Annotated in this window: 15 protein-coding genes; 12 read left to right on the top strand and 3 right to left on the bottom strand. The window is 61.9% G+C overall.

Annotated elements, in window-relative coordinates:
• Positions 1–549: 549 nt before the first annotated feature.
• A complete protein-coding gene (hmpA, locus tag BTO02_RS22025; RefSeq protein WP_075159372.1) occupies positions 550–1,731 on the bottom strand; it encodes an NO-inducible flavohemoprotein in 1,182 nt (393 codons plus the stop codon).
• A 125-nt stretch (positions 1,732–1,856) separates the two neighbouring features.
• On the opposite strand from hmpA, the gene norR reads away from it, so the two are divergent.
• The 12 genes from norR (at position 1,857) to BTO02_RS21965 (ending at position 14,378) form a co-directional block, all read left to right on the top strand.
• Positions 1,857–3,452, top strand: coding sequence for a nitric oxide reductase transcriptional regulator NorR (norR, locus tag BTO02_RS22020; RefSeq protein WP_075159371.1), 1,596 nt, complete (start codon positions 1,857–1,859; stop codon positions 3,450–3,452).
• A gap of 126 nt (positions 3,453–3,578) precedes the next feature.
• Positions 3,579–4,016 carry a MarR family winged helix-turn-helix transcriptional regulator gene (locus tag BTO02_RS22015; RefSeq protein ID WP_075159370.1) on the top strand — a complete coding sequence of 146 codons (438 nt, stop codon included), beginning with the start codon at positions 3,579–3,581 and terminating at the stop codon, positions 4,014–4,016.
• A gap of 158 nt (positions 4,017–4,174) precedes the next feature.
• On the top strand, positions 4,175–4,612 hold the full coding sequence (locus BTO02_RS22010; RefSeq protein ID WP_075159369.1) for a MarR family winged helix-turn-helix transcriptional regulator: 438 nt from the start codon (positions 4,175–4,177) through the stop codon (positions 4,610–4,612).
• Positions 4,613–4,647: 35 nt separating this feature from the next.
• Entirely contained in the window at positions 4,648–6,123 is a 1,476-nt protein-coding gene (locus tag BTO02_RS22005) for an efflux transporter outer membrane subunit (protein ID WP_075159368.1), read from the top strand.
• Positions 6,120–7,439, top strand: coding sequence for an HlyD family secretion protein (locus BTO02_RS22000; RefSeq protein WP_075159367.1), 1,320 nt, complete (start codon positions 6,120–6,122; stop codon positions 7,437–7,439). Before BTO02_RS22005 ends, BTO02_RS22000 begins: the two co-directional genes overlap by 4 nt.
• Positions 7,440–7,536: 97 nt before the next feature.
• Positions 7,537–9,105: a DHA2 family efflux MFS transporter permease subunit gene (locus BTO02_RS21995; RefSeq protein ID WP_075159366.1), complete on the top strand. Its 1,569-nt coding sequence runs from the start codon at positions 7,537–7,539 to the stop codon at positions 9,103–9,105.
• Positions 9,106–9,180: 75 nt separating this feature from the next.
• The gene (locus BTO02_RS21990) at positions 9,181–9,849 is read left to right on the top strand and encodes a MarC family protein (protein WP_075159365.1); all 669 of its coding nucleotides are present in this window, start codon (positions 9,181–9,183) and stop codon (positions 9,847–9,849) included.
• A gap of 155 nt (positions 9,850–10,004) precedes the next feature.
• Entirely contained in the window at positions 10,005–10,280 is a 276-nt protein-coding gene (locus BTO02_RS21985; protein ID WP_075161261.1) for a hypothetical protein, read from the top strand.
• Between the two features lie 165 nt (positions 10,281–10,445).
• Positions 10,446–11,204 (top strand): hypothetical protein, encoded by a 759-nt coding sequence (locus tag BTO02_RS21980; protein WP_075159364.1) that lies wholly within the window; start codon positions 10,446–10,448, stop codon positions 11,202–11,204.
• A 133-nt stretch (positions 11,205–11,337) separates the two neighbouring features.
• The gene (locus tag BTO02_RS21975; protein ID WP_075159363.1) at positions 11,338–11,685 is read left to right on the top strand and encodes a hypothetical protein; all 348 of its coding nucleotides are present in this window, start codon (positions 11,338–11,340) and stop codon (positions 11,683–11,685) included.
• Positions 11,686–11,981: 296 nt separating this feature from the next.
• A complete protein-coding gene (locus BTO02_RS21970; RefSeq protein ID WP_075159362.1) occupies positions 11,982–13,295 on the top strand; it encodes an ATP-binding protein in 1,314 nt (437 codons plus the stop codon).
• A gap of 405 nt (positions 13,296–13,700) precedes the next feature.
• Positions 13,701–14,378: a response regulator transcription factor gene (locus tag BTO02_RS21965; protein WP_075159361.1), complete on the top strand. Its 678-nt coding sequence runs from the start codon at positions 13,701–13,703 to the stop codon at positions 14,376–14,378.
• Between the two features lie 136 nt (positions 14,379–14,514).
• Here BTO02_RS21965 and BTO02_RS21960 read toward each other — a convergent pair whose 3' ends face one another.
• The gene (locus BTO02_RS21960; RefSeq protein ID WP_232243632.1) at positions 14,515–15,483 is read right to left on the bottom strand and encodes an alpha/beta fold hydrolase; all 969 of its coding nucleotides are present in this window, start codon (positions 15,481–15,483) and stop codon (positions 14,515–14,517) included.
• 119 nt (positions 15,484–15,602) lie between these two features.
• On the bottom strand, positions 15,603–16,040 hold the full coding sequence (locus tag BTO02_RS21955; RefSeq protein WP_075159359.1) for a GNAT family N-acetyltransferase: 438 nt from the start codon (positions 16,038–16,040) through the stop codon (positions 15,603–15,605).
• Positions 16,041–16,055 lie beyond the last annotated feature (15 nt).

Below are 16,055 nucleotides of genomic sequence, written 5' to 3'. Positions count from 1 at the left end.
AGCGTTGCCAGGGAAAAAGAGAATCGGGTTATTTCTTAACGTTTCAAAGTTCGAACGGATGGTTATATGCATCCATCAACCATGGATAATCGCAGTGTCGTGGTTAAGATGAGGTGGCCAATGAAATAGAAAGATAACCTGTTGCCATTGCCGTATCGAACTGATTTCAATTATGGACAGCGGTAGATAATTGTCAAAGCTTGGCGAATCAGCTTCAAGAAGCCGTGCATAGAAAAGATGTTTTCGCGGAATACGTTTCGTTTCAATGTATCCGCTTTTCAGGCGTGAACCTCTCTTGCTGTGCCCTACCGTGGACGTCTGCTGGTGTTTACGTCGTGGCACCACCGCCTGACGGTCATGGTCGCGGCGTTTCAGGCGGCGGCAGTCGTCGGACGCCGTTCATGATCGGCGCCGGTGCGTTCTTCCTGATCCGGATAGTGGATCCGGTTGGCTCGAGGTTTCACCAACCAGCGGTTGCGAAATGAAACGAAGAGACGCCGGATTTGAGGTGCGTCTCTTCGTTCGCCTCAAGCCGCGTTACGCGAATCGTCAGTCCAGCGCCGAGGCCGGCCCGAAGAACTCATAGCGCGCCTGCGCCGCCGGCACGCCGAGCGTTTTCAGATGCTTTTTGATCGCTTTCATAAACGCTTTAGGCCCGAGAAAATACACATCGACGTCGCTTGAAGCCGGCATGAATTCACGCAGCCGCGCCTCGTCGAGGAAGCCTTCCGCATCATGCGCGCTGTCTTCCGCACGCGGCTTTTCATACACATAGAAGCGCTTCAGTTGCGGGTTGCGCTTGGCGAGATCGTCGATAAAGTGGCGGAAAGCGTGCACGCCGCCGTGACGCGCCGCGTGAATGAAGTGCACGGGCCGCGACGTCTTCAGCGCAGCGCGCAGCATCGCAAGCGTCGGCGTGATGCCCACGCCGCCGCTGATCAGCACGAGCGGCTTCGTGCTGTCTTCGAGCGTGAAGTCGCCCGACGGCGCGAACACATCGAGCGTGTCTTCTTCGATCACATGATCATGCAGGTAATTCGACACCCGCCCGTTCGGCTCCCGCTTCACGCTGATCCGATACTCGTGCCCGTTCGCGGCCGCCGACAGCGAATAGTTGCGGCGCACTTCCTCGCCGTCGATCACAAGCCGCAGCGCGATGAACTGTCCCGGCTTGAAGTCGAGCAGCGCACCACCGTCCGCGGGCCGCAGATAGAACGAAGTGATCTCGTCGCTTTCGCGCACCTTGCGCGCGACCGTGAATTTGCGCGTGCCGCGCCAGCCTCCTTGCGCCGCTTCCTTCGCCGCATACGCGCTTTCCTCGAGGCCGATCAGGATATCGGCAAGCTGCTGGTAGGCCGCGCCCCAGGCTTCGATGACCGCATCGGTTGCGATCTCCGGCCCGAGCACTTCGCGGATCGCCCGCAGCAGACAGGCGCCTACGATCGGATAATGCTCAGGCAGGATATTCAGCGACACGTGCTTGTTGACGATCTGCGAAACGAGACCGCCCAGCTGTTCGAGCTGATCGATATGACGTGCGTACATCAGCACGCCATTTGCAAGCGCGCGAGCCTGGTCGCCGTTTGCCTGATGGGCCTGATTGAAAAGCGGGCGCACTTCCGGATACTCGGCGAGCATCGTCCTGTAGAAATGCGAGATGAGCGCCTCGCCGCCGCTCTCGAGCAGCGGGATGGTGGCTTTGACGATTGTGCGATGTTCGGTCGACAGCATGAAACTTACCTCATCGAATGAGAGTGGGGCGGAATGCCCTTCTAGAACTCGGGCGGAGTAATGCATGGAACGGACCAGCTCAGATTTGTATTAAAATCATTGCCTTACGAATAGATGAAGTAACTATGACGCGAGTCGAATCGACTGCACATGAAGTCGAAGTGACTGCATCGGATGTGCTAGACGCCTTGATCCCGCTGGTTCAGGATCTTTCGCACGATCTGTCCGATAGCGAGCGCTATCGCCGTCTGCTCGCGACGCTGCGCGAGCTCTTTCCGGGCGACGCGGCCGCGCTGCTGCGGCTCGAAGGCGATATGCTCGTGCCGCTCGCGATCGATGGATTGACGAGCGATACGCTCGGGCGGCGCTTTCGCGTCAGCGATCATCCGCGCTTCGTCGCGCTGTTCGCGCGTCGCGATCCCACGCGTTTTCCCGCCGATTCGGGCTTGCCCGATCCGTACGACGGCCTTGTGCAGGGCGTAAGCGGCGATCTCGAAGTGCATGACTGTCTCGGCTGCCCGATCTACATCAATGGCCACCCCTGGGGCCTGCTCACACTCGATGCATTGGACCCGGCGTGCTTCGACAGCCTCGACATGCGCCTGTTGCAGGCGTTCCTGAGTCTTGCTGCCGCCACGGTCAGTGTCGCCGAGCGTATCGATTCGCTCGCACGCGTTACCGAAGAGGAGCGTGAGCGAGCCGAAGCATATCGGCAGGCGAGCGGCACCAGGACGCGCGAAATTATCGGTAGCAGTGCTGCGCGCCAGCAGTTGCTTGACGAAATCCGCACGGTCGCTAACAGCGACCTGACCGTGCTCGTTACAGGCGAAACGGGCGTCGGCAAAGAGCTGGTTGCGAATGCGATTCACGCGAGTTCGCCGCGTGCAAACAAGGCATTGATCAGTCTGAACTGTGCAGCGCTGCCCGACACGCTGGTTGAAAGCGAGCTGTTCGGCCACGTGCGCGGCGCGTTTTCGGGCGCGTCCTCGGACCGCTGCGGTAAATTCGAACTTGCCGACGGCGGCACGCTGCTGCTCGATGAAGTCGGCGAATTGCCGCTCGCCGTGCAGGCGAAGCTGCTGCGTGTGTTGCAAAACGGACAGTTGCAGCGCATCGGCTCGGACAGCGAACACAAGGTCGACGTGCGGCTGATCGCCGCGACGAACCGCGACCTCGCCGAAGAAGTGCGCGCCGGCCGGTTTCGCGCGGACCTGTATCACCGTTTGAGCGTCTATCCGTTGCGCGTGCCGCCGTTGCGCGAGCGCGGGCGCGACGTCCTGCTGCTTGCCGGCTTCTTCCTCGAAGAAAACCGCGCGCGCCTTGGATTGCTGAGCATTCGGCTCTCAAGCGATGCGCAGGCGGCATTGCTTGCGTACCGGTGGCCCGGCAACGTACGCGAACTCGAACACATGATCGGGCGCAGCGCTTTCAAGGCGCTGTCGCGACATCGCGACCGGCCGCGCATTCTGACGCTGACGGCCACCGATCTCGGCATATCGACCGCGCACGCAACGGTTACCGCGCAGCATGACAAGCAGCGCGACGCCGATGCGGCAGATGCGTCGCCGGCCGACTTCCGCAGCTCGGTCACTGCGTTCGAACGCTCGCTCGTGGCCGATGCGCTCGAGCGGCACGACAATAATTGGGCTGCCGTCGCGCGTGCGCTCGGAATGGACCGCGCGAATCTGAACCGGCTCGCGAAGCGTCTTGGTCTGAAGTAGAAGGTGAAACGCACGGTTGCCGCCGCGTTTGTCCGTACGTGCCGGCTCCGCTCGTCGCGCGAGAACTGTTTTGGTAATATCTGACTTGTCAGTCAGCCCGCCTATGCATTCATCGAGGAGATTCCCGTGCGCCATTACACAAAAGAGAATTTCAATCTGATGGACAGTGTCGGCTTCGCGCTGAACAAGGCGCGCAATCTGATCCTGATGGAAATGGATGCGGCGCTCAAGGAGGTCGATATATCGAGCCAGCAGATGGGTATTTTGCTGCTGCTGAAACAGCAAACCGCGAGCACGCCGTTCGAACTGTCGAAGGCGCTCGGCACGGACACGGGCTTGATGACCCGAATGCTCGACAAGCTCGAAACCAAAGGCCTGATCGTGCGTTCGCGCGACGCGGAAGACCGGCGCGTCGTCAATCTGACGCTGACGGGCGCGGGCCGCGCCGTGGCCGCGAGAATCCCTGAAATCGCACCCGCGGTACTCAACGAACGGCTGAAAAAATTCACGAAGGGCGAGGTTGAAGAATTGCGTCGCCTGCTGCGCAAATTCGTCGCCGAATAGGCTGCCGTCTCGCGTCCTTCGCGGCGCACAGTCAGTTTTTCTCCCTTTTCCGCTACCGTCCCGTGGATGCTGCGTTTTACGGCATCGCATCGCGAAATATCGCTTGAATATCTCTGACAGATCAACTATTGTTCATGCAGCGAATGATGAGGTCAGAGATGCCGTTCTATACGCCAGACAACTATCAGCAGTCCGAGAGCGTCGGGTTCATATTGAACAAGGCGCGCAATCAGCTGGCGGCGGATATGGAAGCCGCGCTGAAGGGGCTGGACATCACGGCCCAGCACGCTGGCATCCTGATGTCGCTGCTGCGCGGCTCGAACACAACGCCTGCCAGTCTGGCTCGTTATTTGAGCATCGATACCGGTCTGATGACGCGCACGCTCGATAAGCTCGAAGGCTTCGGTTTGCTGATCCGTTCGCGCGACCTCGAAGACCGCAGGCTGGTCAATCTGCAACTCACGGAGGTTGGACGCGCTACCGCGCTGCGCATCGCCGAACTCGCGCCGGACGTGCTCAATGCCCGGCTGCGCAGCTTCTCCGAACTGGAATTCAACGAACTACGCCGCTTACTGCGCAAGCTGATAAAAGACTGAATAATTTTTTACCCATATATCTGATAGGTCAGAAAATGGATAGTCAAACAAATGCGACGTGCTACGCATCTCGCGGACTGAGAGTCGGCATATCGGCGATTGCTGCGGCGGCTTTATCCGCGTGCGTGAACTATGCGGGCATTCATGGCGATCAGCAGATTGCCGACCCGCAGCATTACGCCACGCAGCAGAGCGTGCCGGCCGAAGGCGGCCGCTGGCCGACGACCGATTGGGCCGATCAGTTCGGCGACGCGCAGTTGAAAGCACTGATCGACGAGGCTTTGCGCGGCAGCCCGACCGTCGCGCAGGCGAGCGCCCGCGTGGCTGCCGCAGCGGCCTATGGCGAGACGGCGAAGGCCGCGACGCTGCCACGTGCGGATGCGCGCTATTCATACCGGCGCGAGCAGCTCTCGGGCGCTTCGTTCATTCCACCGCCGTATGCGGGAAGCTGGCAGTCGCAGAACACGGGCTTGCTCAGCGCATCGTACGAGCTGGACCTGTGGGGCAAGAATCGCGAAGCATTGCAAGCGGCGCTGTCGCAACTGCAGGCAAGCGAAGCTGATGCGCAGATGGTCCGGCTGACGCTCACGACGGCGTTCTCGCGCACGTACAACCAGCTTGCGCGGCTCTATGTTTTGCGCGATATCGCCGAGCAGGAAATTGCGCAACGCGAACGGATCGAGCGCATCGCCGCGGACCGTATCGCGACGGGTCTCGATACCGACGTCGAATTGAAGACGGCGCAAGCGAATCTCGCGACAAGCCGTGCGTCCCTGAAGGCGATCGACGGCTCGATCGTCACGACGCGCTACGAGATTGCCGCGCTGCTCGGCGCAGGACCGGACCGCGGGCTCGAGATCGCGCGTCCCGGGCTTGGCCTCGGTGACGAAGTGCGGTTGCCGGACAATTTGCCCGCGGACCTCGTGAGTCGCCGGCCCGATATCGTTGCCGCACGCTGGCGCGTCGACGGGCTCACGCACGAAGTGAAATCGGCAAAGGCCGAGTTCTATCCCGACATCAACCTGAGCGCGGCGCTCGGCTTCGACGCGTTCGGCTTCGGCCGTTTCCTGACGGCAGCGAGCCGCACGGCTTCGGTCGGACCCGCTATCCATCTGCCGATCTTCGATGCCGGCGAGCTGCGCGCGAAGCTCAAAGGCCGCTACGCGGAATTCGACTATGCGGTTGCAACCTATAACCAGACACTCGTCACCGCGCTGAGCGAGGTGGCGACGCAACTCGCGGATATTCGCGCCACCGACGGGCAACTGACCGATGCGCAGACCGCGCAAGACGCGGCGCGCCGCGCGGACGAACTTGCGTTGACGCAATACAAGGCGGGCCTCACGAATCAGCTGACCGTGCTGAACGCGGACGTGACCGCGCTGTCCGCGGATCAGGCAGTCGCGAACCTGCGGATGAACCGCCGCGATCAGCAGATCGCCCTTGCCGCAGCATTGGGCGGCGGCTACACGGACCCACAAGAACAACCGAGCCCAGGAGAATTGAAATGAGCGAAACCGATACTCAGGACCGGACGAAATCGGCGGCAGCCGCCGCGGCCGCTTCTGCACCGCAGCCCGAATCGGCGCAGCAGGCGGAACCGCAGTCGCGCAAGCGCAAGCTGCTGCTTTCGCTGCTGGGCGTCGCGATCGTCGTCGCGGGCGCGGCATACAGCGCGTATTACATGACGTACGCGCGCTACCACGAGACTACCGACGATGCATACGTAAGCGGCAATCTCGTGCAGTTGACGCCGCAGGTCACCGGCACCGTCGTTGCCGTCAACGCCGACGATACGCAGATCGTCAAGGTTGGCGAGCCGATCGTGACGCTCGACGCGGCCGATGCGAAGATCGCGCTCGGCAATGCCGAAGCGATGCTCGGGCAAACGGTGCGACGTGTCAGCAGCCTCTACGTGAACAACGACTTCTATGACGCAACGGTCGCGCAGCGGCGATCCGACCTCGATCGCGCGACTGCCGATCTGCGGCGCCGGCTCGCCGTGTCGGACACCGGCGCGGTGTCGGCTGAAGATGTCGCTCACGCGCGCGACGCCGTCGCCGCGGCACAGGCGGCGCTCGACGCGGCACGCCAGCAGGCCCAGTCGAACCGCGCGCTGACCGATCGCACGACGGTCGCCGATCATCCGGACGTGCGCGCCGCCGCATCGAAAGTGCGTGCCGCATACCTCGAATATGCGCGCAATACGTTACCTGCGCCGGTTACCGGTTACGTCGCACGGCGCTCGGTGCAAGTCGGGCAGCGCGTCGCCCCTGGCACGCCGCTAATGGCGATCGTACCGCTCGACGGCGTGTGGGTCGACGCGAACTACAAGGAAAGCCAGTTGCGGCAGATGCGCATCGGCCAGCCCGTGAGGTTGACCGCCGATGTCTATGGCGGCAGCGTCGAATATCACGGACGCGTGGTCGGCTTTTCGGCGGGTACCGGGGCTGCATTCGCCGTGCTGCCCGCACAGAACGCAACGGGCAACTGGATCAAGGTGGTGCAGCGTCTGCCGGTGCGCATCGAGCTCGACCAGAAAGAACTCGATGCCCACCCGCTACGCATCGGCTTGTCGATGCAGGTCGATGTCGACACGCACGATGGATCGGGTAATCAGCTGGGCGCGGCGCTCAACACACGCTATCGAACCGACGTGTTCGCCGATTACGGTGCGCAGGCCGATGGCGAGATCGCGCGAATCATTGCGCAGAACACGGTAGGCGAGGGGCCGGTCGCATCGGGCGGCGCCAAATCGGGCCGTTCGACTGATGCGGTGCCGGCAAAAACAACAACGCGGCGCGATCCCGCACAACGGGCCGGATGAGTCGATTCCCAAAGGCATTCGCCATTTTTTGATCCATATATCTGACACGCCAGATTATTCGCGCAAGAAACACTAGCGAACCGAAGGAAACGACATCATGGATGCTTCGACGAACACAGCCAGTCCACCCCCGCTTTCCGGCGGAAAACTGGTGCTCGCCACGCTGGCGGTTGCACTGGCGACGTTCATGAATGTGCTCGATTCGTCGATCGCGAATGTTGCGATCCCAACCATTTCCGGCAACCTCGGCGTGTCGGTCGACGAGGGCACGTGGGTGATCACGCTGTTCTCCGCGGCGAATGCGGTGGCGATCCCGCTGACCGGATGGCTTACGCAGCGTGTCGGCCAGATCAAACTGTTTGTCGGCGCGATTTTGCTATTCGTGCTGTCGTCGTGGCTGTGCGGCATCGCGCCGAACCTTGTCGTGCTGCTTGCCGCTCGCGTGCTGCAGGGTGCGGTGGCGGGGCCATTGATCCCGCTGTCGCAAGCGATTCTCCTTGCCTCGTACCCGAAGGCGAAGAGCTCGACTGCGCTCGCGCTATGGTCGATGACGGCTACAGTCGGACCGATCGCGGGTCCCGCGCTCGGTGGCTGGATTACCGATAGCTATTCGTGGTCGTGGATTTTCTACATCAACATTCCTGTCGGCCTGTTCGCGGCCGCCGTTACATGGATGATCTATCACAAGCGCGAAACGCCGGCGCGGCGCCTGCCGATCGACAAGATCGGCCTGCTTTCGCTGATCGCATGGGTTGCGACGCTGCAAATCATGCTCGACAAAGGCAAAGACCTCGACTGGTTCAATTCGCCGGTGATCTGCGCGCTCGCCGTCGTCGCGGGAATCAGCTTCGTGTTCTTCCTGATCTGGGAGCTGACGGAAAAGGCGCCCATTGTCGATCTACGCCTGTTCGCGGTGCACAATTTCCGCGGCGGCACGATCGCGATTTCCGTTGCGTACGCGGTGTTCTTTTCGAATCTCGTGATCTTGCCGCAGTGGATTCAGGGCTACCTGAACTATCGTTCGGTCGATGCGGGTCTCGTGACCGCGCCGCTCGGCATCTTCGCGGTGCTGCTCGCGCCGGTCATGGCGCGCATCATGCCGAAGTCGGATGCGCGCATTCTCGCGACGCTCGCGTTCGTCGGCTATGCGATCGTGTTCTTCATGCGCTCGAACTACACGACCGGCGTCGACGTCTGGACGCTGATCCTGCCTACGCTGCTGCAAGGCATACCGACCGCGCTGTTCTTCGTGCCGCTCACGGCGATCATCCTGTCGGGTCTGCCGCCCGAGCGGATTCCCGCGGCGGCCGGCCTGTCGAATTTCGTGCGCGTTTTCGCGGGCGGCGTCGGCACCTCGCTCGCGACGACGGGCTGGAACAACCGCACTATCCTCCACCATTCGCAACTGATGGAGCAGGCGAGCGTCAATAACCCCTTGTTCACCGGCGCGGTCGATTCGCTGCATTCGACGTTGGGCGGCAACAGCAGCCAGGCACTGGCGTTCTTTGAACGGTCGTTGAACGCACAGGCCGCGATGCTGGGGTTGAACGACATATTCTGGCTGTCGGCGGTGATTTTTATCGTGATCATTCCGCTGATCTGGCTGACGAAACCGGTCAAGGCCGGTGCGGGCGGTGCGGGCGGGGCGGCCGCGGCGGCGCACTGAGCGGCAGCGAATCACCTTGCCAGGCGAGCGGGACCCTGGTAAAAATGCGGTCGGAGCCCACGACCGACCCAGCCCATGCTGAACGAACTGATCAAGACCATTCTGCTGCTGGTGACCGGTCTCTTCCCGGTCATCAACCCGCCGGCCACCGCGATCATCACGCTGACGATGATCCCGCACGCGACGCAAGCGCAGCGCGCCGAGCTGGCCATGCGTATCTCGATCAACAGCCTGTTCATTCTGCTCGGCTCGTTGTCGATCGGCGCCTATGTGCTGTCGTTCTTCGGCATCTCGGTGCCGGTGTTACGCGTGGCGGGCGGCATCGTGATTGCGGTGGCCGGATGGACGCTGCTGCAAGCGCCGACCGACGACGAACCCGACAAGGAAGCACAGGCCGAAACCCCGATCGAGCGCGGCGCATCGCTGCGTGCGAAAGCGTTCTATCCACTGACACTGCCGATCACCGTCGGGCCCGGCGCGATTTCGGTCGCCATCGCCTTGGGCACGGGCTCGCCGAGGGAGGGATTGTTGCCGGTTCATATTGCCGGTGTCGGCATCGCGCTGGCGATCCTGTGCGCGAGCATCTATGTTTGCGTGCGCTTTGCCGGGCATCTCGAACGGCTGCTCGGCGCGGTCGGGATTCAGGTTGCCATGCGGCTGCTCGCATTCGTGCTGCTGTGCATCGGCGTGCAGATCGCATGGCTCGGTATCGCCGAACTGCTCGCATCGGTGCATTTGAAGTAGCGTCTTTGCGGCATCGGGGGGGCGTGGTGCAATCAGCGGTTCCGGCGTTGAAAGCGGACCGCCGGTCCACTCCTCATTCTGTGCTCATTCTCGGCGGCCACAATCCCGGTTGAGCGATGCAGTCGAACGACCGCATCCAGTCCGAGGAGAACAACATGAAAGGGATTCGCCACCTGATAGTTGCCGCCGCTCTGACCGCCGGCATGATAGGCGTCGCGCAGGCGCATGTGTTCGTCGGCGTGGGCATCGCACCGGTGATGCCCATCGTGCCGGTCGTGCCGGCGCCCGTATATGCACCGCCTCCGCCTGTTTACTATGCGCCGCCGCCGGCTCCGGTAGTCTATGCGGCTCCGCCTGTCGTAGCCGGCTATTACGGCTATCCGTACTGGTGGCACCGGCCGCACTACTACGGCTATACGTACTGGCGCTGATGTCTGACAGATCGGTCTGGTGGACATCAACGGCTCGGGCTGCAATGATGAGGCCGGCTTCGCGCATCGCGAGGCCGGCCTGAATTTTTTCGGCGATTTTCCGACGACAATCGGCAGAAAACGCTGCACACTGCGAGTGTCCCGTACACACGCAGGCTCTCAATCATGAAAACAACTGCCCTAAGCGTCGCGCTGTGCGTATCCCTTGCCGCATGCGGCAGCAGCAAGCTCTCCTCCGAATCTGGAACCACCACGGTCATCCAGTCTTCAGCAGGCATCTATACCGGACCGTTGTCCACGCAACAGAGGCTGACGCTGCTCGCGAAGCTCGATGGCAGCGCCTACCTGTTCTATCGAACGCCATCGGCGGCGCGCCCCGCCATCGACGATGTCGTCGTTGTCGGTACCGCCGAGCAGGCGCAAGACGGCAAGTACCAAAGCAAACAGGCAACCCGCTATCGCCTCGTTCAGCCGCGCAAGGCGACGCCGGTACAGGTCGATATCGATTTTGCACGATCGCCGGCCATCAGCGGGTTCGTTGCCGTGCCCGGCGACAAGGCGGACAACGTGGCATTCAACGCGAGCCCCACGCTGATCCTCGGCGAACCGCCGTCGCTCTCGTCGATCCAGGGGCTGTACAGCGGTACGGGAAGCTCGTTGCAGGGTGCGTCCGCCACACAGGTGACGATCACCTCGAGCGGCTTGCTGGCCGGCAAGACCGCCAATGGCTGCGAGTTTCGCGGCACGCTGACGCCGAGCAGCGGCATTACCGCCTACGATGTGTCGGCCACGTATAGCGGCGCGCCATGTATCGATGCCAATGCGACGGTATCGGGAGCCGCGGTGCTTGACGAATCGCAGTTGCTGCTCGCGCTGCCGAGGGCCAACCGTTCGGATGTCTTTGTATTTGCCGGCAAGCGCTAAGCTGCCCGCGGCGGCATAAGCGCACGGAGCAACGATCACTCATTTTCCGCTAATTCTCGGCCAGTACGATGGTTTCCGTGGAAAGACACAACGCCTTAACCACAAACCGTCAAAACCACTGGAGGGAATCAACATGAAATCGCTGATCAAAATTGCCGCAGTCGCCGCCGCTCTTGCTCTTCCGGTTGCCTGCTTTGCGCAGACCGCACCGCAGCGCGCTCAACAACCTGCTGTAGCGTCTCCCGACACCGGCGAGTATGTGCAGATCATTCAGCTCGAAGAAATTGGCTACGTGCCCGCGGCCGACCAAAGCCAGCCGGCTGCGGACGCTGTACCGGCTCAAGCCGCGGCTCACGATGCGGCGCAAGCGGCCAATGCCGATAGCTACGGCGGTGTGACGAGCGGGAGTTCGAAGTCCGGCGCTCGCGTATTCACTCCGGTTGACGACATCGGCCTGAACTCGATCTATCAGCATCACTGATCAGTGTCGATGCCATCCGCCATTCACGGCGCGTCAGTCGTCACGCTGATTTTATCGAGGGCGCGTAGCCGAGGCTACGCGCCCTTCGCGTCCAGGCCGTTCGCGCGCTTGCCGGCAAGCGTTGCGTAACAGCGCGTAGAGTAGAATCGACCTCAAAAAAGGGCTTTTGCCGAGAACTTGCTTCGTCGTCGTTTCGTCGCTTCGCGATCGGTCCGATCCCGATTTCGCGAGCCGGCTGTTCTGCTCTTCGATGGACTCGGGCGTCTTCGTCAACGTCATTCTGTCGCCGCGCCGCCATGATCAAGTCATTAAGAACCCAGCTCGTCCTTGCGCTGTGTGCGGTGGTTAGCATCGTCGGCATCGTGCAGGGCATCAGCTCGTATCAACTGTCCAAAGCGGGCATGAGCGCCCTGCTCGATCTGCGTCTCGAGCAGGTCGCCAGCCGCCTGCGGGGCAGCCTCGGCGATGCGATCCCCACGATTCCCACACGCGGTTCGCAGCCGGCGCGCGACATCCTGATCACGATCTGGCGCGACGACCTCGAAACGCCGTACCGGTCCACCGATCCGTCGTTGCCGCTGCCGCGCGAGGCGGCGGCCGGCTTCAGCTCCGAGATGGTCAATGGCGAACAGTGGCGCATCTATACGTTGCGCGACGCGCCGAAGGTGATCCAGGTGGCGCAACGTTCGTCGGTGCGTCACGAGCTCGCGGAGAAGGCAGCGGTCAATACGCTGTGGCCGATTCTCGTGCTGGTGCCGCTTGTCTGTGCGGCCGTGATGCTCGTCGTGCGCTTCTCTTTCCGGCAGCTGAACCGGCTCGGGTCCGAAGTGCAGACGGTCGACGCCGCGCATCTGCAGGCGCTGCCCACTACCGGCGTGCCGATCGAATTGCGCCCGTTCGTCGATTCGATCAACCGGATGATCGAACGCCTCGCGCGATCGATGGAGAGCGAACGGAAGTTCATCTCCGATGCGGCGCATGAGTTGCGCACGCCGCTGACCGCCCTGCAATTGCAGGCCGATAATCTGCAACGCGACATCGCGCCGGGCAATCAGGAGCGCTTTCAGGAACTGCGCCGCGGCATTGCGCGCAGCGGCAGCATGATCGCGCAAATGCTGCGGCTCGCGCGCGCCGATGCGTCGCTGCAACGCGAGGCGGTCACGCAGGTCGACGTGTCGGACGTGGTCGTCGCGGCGGTCGCCGAAGTGCTGCCGATCGCGATGAAGCGCAATATCGACATCGGCGCGCAAGAGATGGTGAACGCAAAGGTGCGCGCGATCGAAGCAGATCTTGGCATTGCGATCCGCAATCTCGTCAGCAATGCGATTCGCTATACGCCGGACGGCGGCAAGATCGACTTGCGCACGGAGGTGCGCAGCGACATGGTCTGGATCGAGGTCATCGATACGGGACCGGGCATTGCGGAAGAGCTGCTGCCGCGCGTGTTCGACCGCTTCTTTCGTGCGAACACCGATATTGAAGGCAGTGGGCTTGGCCTTTCCATCGTCAAGGCGATCGTCGCCAGGTACGGCGGCACCGCGTCGCTCAGGAATCGCGACGATGGGCAAACGGGCATTGTCGCGTCGATCGGTTTCACGCGCGCCGCCTAGCGGCCGACTGCGGCTCGACCGCCTGCTGTTTTTCGCTCATTCAAGGCTCATTCTTCGTACGTACGATTGAAACGTCTCCCGAAGACAGGCCCACGAACCGTCACGCTCCCCGCTGATCCGGATCCACGGCCCCTCTGATTCTGGCTCGGCGATCGGTATAGGCCAGAATCCTTCGGCCGGCCGCTCTTGCGGCCGGCCTTTTTTATTAAGCGCCGCGCGTCGTGGTTCGCCGCCGCGCTATGCAATCCGGATAGTGGCGTGCACAACGAAGTCAACCGCGTTATTTCCGGTGTCCTGAGCGCTCTCGAGTCAGCTATTATTCCGATACCCGGCGCCGCTCCCCCGTTCTCCTCGCGCTTCGCGCCGCAAATCGAACACCCGTTCCCGCTGCCGTGACACGACATCATGCGAGTGCTACTGATTGAAGACGACCTGCAGATCGGACAAAGCCTGCTGCGTGCGTTAAAAGACGCCGATTACAGCGTCGACTGGGTGCGCGACGGCATCGCCGGCTGCGCGGCGATAGAAGCGGCCGAATACACGGTTGTGCTGCTCGATCTCGGTTTGCCGGGCATGAGCGGCATTGAACTGCTGAAAACGTGCCGCTCGAAGGGCAACCCGGTTCCAGTGCTGATCCTGACCGCGCGCGACGAACTGGACGCACGTGTGCAGGGGCTCGATCTCGGCGCCGACGACTACATGCTCAAGCCGTTCCAGGTACCGGAACTGCTCGCACGAATCCGCGCGGTGATCAGACGCAAGGCTGGCTATGCGGTGTCGCGTCTCGGCGACGAAAATCTGAGCCTCGATCTCGACAAGCGCACGTTGTGCGTCAATGGTGCGACATCGGTGCTGTCCGCGCGCGAATTTGCGCTGATGCTCGCGTTTCTCGAGCGGCCCGGCACTATTCTGTCGCGCGAGCAGCTCGAAGACCGCTTGTACGGATGGGGAAAAGAAGTGGAAAGCAATGCGGTGGACGTGCTGATCCACTCGGTGCGCAAGAAGTTTGGCTTATCCGTCATACGCAATGTGCGCGGACTCGGCTGGACCGTGATGTTGAACGACGCCGCCGCGAAGAGCTGAAGCAAAAGCGGCTGAAGCAAAAGCGGCTGAAGCAAAAGCGGCTGAAGCAAAAGCGGCTGAAGCAAAAGCGGCTGAAGCAAAAGCGGCTGAAGCAAAAGCGGCTGAAGCAAAAGCGGCGGCGTTTCGCGGTATTCCTCTACTCGCCCGCAAATGAATTGATCGTGCGCGCGAGCGCCACCGGATACTGATACATCATCGCGTGCCCGGCCCCATCGACGACAAAGAGGCGCGCATTCGGCAGCAGTTGCTCGAGCGCTTCCGCATTCTTCTGCACCACCACGGTATCGTCATTGCCGCTCATCACGAGCGTCGAGATATGCACCGCGCGCAGCGCCTGCCCGGCCCGATCGTTCGATTCCCAGTTGCGCAGCGCTTCGGTTTGCCCCGCGGTAACGGTGCCTGAAATCGCGTGCCTGCCATAGTCCGCCGGCGTAAACATGTCCTGCTTGAAACAGCGCTCCGCGTCGCTCACGTACGCCGCGGGAAACAGCACGCCCATGACGTCGGCCAACGTGACGCCGGGCTTGCCGGACAGCGTCGCTTCGACCTGCGGCGAGAGCGGCGTGCCGAAGCTGCCGGGAGCCGGCGCGCTCAACAGCACCATCTTGCCCATCGACGCAGGCGAGTCGATGGCCAGCTGCTGAACGATTGCGCCGCCCATCGACCAGCCGACCACGGTCGGCTTGTGCAGATGCAGCGCGTCGATCAGTGCGGCCGTGTCGCGCGCCATATCGCCGATCGAGAACGAGCTCGTATCTGCCTCCGAGCGGCCGACGCCACGATTGTCGAAGACAATCACATCGTGATGCTTCGCGAGTTCGGTCAGAAAGGCCGCGTCCCACTCGGTCAGCGTCGCGCGAAAGCCCGTGACAAGCACGAGCGGGCTACCCCGGCCGAGCCTGTAATAAGCGAACTGGCCACGTGGCGTTTCGGCGATCTGTTCGCGGGCGGTAGCCTCGATGCCGGTTTGCGGGTCCATCGTCTTGCACATAGGTTCCGGTGTATAGCGTTGAATCTCGGCGTGCGCGCTTGCCGCAGTTGCAATGGCGGTGAGCCCGCTGAGCGAAGCGACCAGCGTCATGGCAAGTTTTCGACGAATGTTCATTGGAAGCCCTCGTGTGTTCGAAGATGAATCGAGCGCGTTATTGTGACGTCGTTGGCATTCTATCGATCGGAAATGAGCCGGAAATGATGCGATGCGATCAAATGGTGTGCTTGGCGATGCTAGGGCCTGCAGGTCATGTTCAGTTCGATTGAAGTTTGACCGGTCACCTGAAAGCCGAGTCGCTCGTACAGGTGCACCGCGGGGTTGCCGTGCAGCACGTTTAGAGAAACGGTGACGCGTGCCTTGCGCGCTTCGGCGAGCATGGCACGAATCACCTCAGTGCCAATGCCTCGGCCTTGATAGGCGGGTAGTATCTGTAGCTGTTGCAGGTGCCAGCCGGTTTCCGAGCGCACCAGCTTGATAAGGCCGATGTCTTCGCCGTTGCAACAGACGATCTGCGCAATGTGCAGATTCGAGCGTGCGCGCAGCCGGTGCGACTCGTCGTCGACCGGTTCGCCCGCGCGTTCGAGATGCGCGGTCATCGTGAGTTTGCGCAGCCTGATCAAAAACGGTTCGTCGGCGGGCGTAGCGGCGCGCAAGCGGATTGCATCGTTCATCGCATCGTCCGGTTC

Origin of the sequence: Paraburkholderia sp. SOS3 (assembly GCF_001922345.1) — a bacterium.
Taxonomy (GTDB): Bacteria; Pseudomonadota; Gammaproteobacteria; order Burkholderiales; family Burkholderiaceae; genus Paraburkholderia.
This window is presented reverse-complemented; position numbering and strand designations above follow the sequence as displayed.